Genomic DNA, 1,259 nt, shown 5'->3' on the forward strand with positions numbered 1-1,259 from the left:
CTGGTTGGACCCCCGTTAGCAGTCCAGCGTCTATGCGATAGCTAATTGGTTTTCTTGCGTCCAGTTTTCTCAGTAGCGTTTCGGCGTCATGCCGGCCAGGGATCCGTGGGGCCGTTCATGATTGTAGATAGCTTTCCATTCATCGGCCAAATACGTCGCTTCGGCCATGCTGTCCATGATTTCTCCGGCGAGTTGTTCCCTTCTGAATTGGGCGTTGAAGGATTCGATAAAGCCGTTCTGCCAGGGTGATCCGGGGTCGATGAATGCGGTGTCGACCCCGGCGGTGTCACACCAGCTGACGAGCGCCTCAGCAGTGAACTCGGGCCCGTTGTCGCAGCGGACGTAGGCCGGGGCGGTACCGTTTTCGGCGATGATGTTCTCCAGCACCGCGACCACGTCCGTGGCCTTGAACGACCGGCGCGGGATGATCGCCAGCGCAGTGCGGGTGTATTCGTCGATGACGTTGAAGAACCGGATATGCCGGCCGCAGGAGGTCACGTCGGACTGGAAATCAAAGCTGACCACGTGCATCGGGTACTCGGCTGTGAGACGTTTCTGCTCCCCGGCACCGGGCCCGGTCCGGCGCTTCTTCCGCGCCCTGGGTTTGCAGACCAGGCCTTCGTCGCGCCAGAGCCGGCGCACCCGCTTCCTGTTCAGCGCCACGCCGTTCCACTCGGGTTGGGCCAGCAGGTGCCAACGGGCTTTCCGCCAGCCCCACGCGGGGTGCTTCACGGCGACGGCGCGTAAGGCTGCGCGGAGCTGTGTTTCGTCAAAGCCCATGTCGGGCTTCTTCTTGCGGAACGCGGACCGGTTCTGGCCCAGGACGCTACAGGCGAAGCGTTCGGAAGCCCCGAACTTCTCCACCGCCATGCGCACGGCACGGCGGCGGGGTTCGGGGCTCAGAATTTTCCCTTGGCCACCTCGTTGAGGATGTCGATGGCCAGTTCCTTCTCGGCCAGCAAACGCTTCAGCCGGGCGTTCTCCTTCTCCAGCTCCTTCGTCCGTTTGGACGCCTCGGCGTTCTCCTCGGATCCGTACTGGTTCAGCCATCGGTACCAGGTCGCCTCGGTGACCTGAAGCTCCTTGATGACCTCGACCATCGGGCGTCCGTCATTGAGCATCTTCTGGCCCTGCCGGACTTTGGCGATGACCTGCTCGGGGGTGTGTCTGCGTGCCATAATTCGTGAATTTCCTCCTGTGTCCATTCTCGGACACGAAACTCACACAGACACTGGACTTCTAACTGGGGACCCAACCAC

1 protein-coding gene is annotated in these 1,259 nt (G+C 61.7%); it reads right to left on the reverse strand.

The genetic code is table 11. The features are described 5' to 3' along the window. Nucleotides 1-69: 69 nt before the first annotated feature. Nucleotides 70-1,178 (reverse strand): IS3 family transposase gene (locus ABFX19_RS14695; protein ID WP_346028758.1). Its coding sequence is split into 2 segments (ribosomal slippage): nt 70-905 and nt 905-1,178, totalling 1,110 coding nucleotides; the frame shifts between segments, so codons are not numbered across the junction. Between the last annotated feature and the right edge of the window lie 81 nt (nt 1,179-1,259).

Origin of the sequence: Arthrobacter parietis, assembly GCF_039530425.1 — a bacterium.
Classification (GTDB): domain Bacteria; phylum Actinomycetota; class Actinomycetes; order Actinomycetales; family Micrococcaceae; genus Arthrobacter_D; species Arthrobacter_D parietis.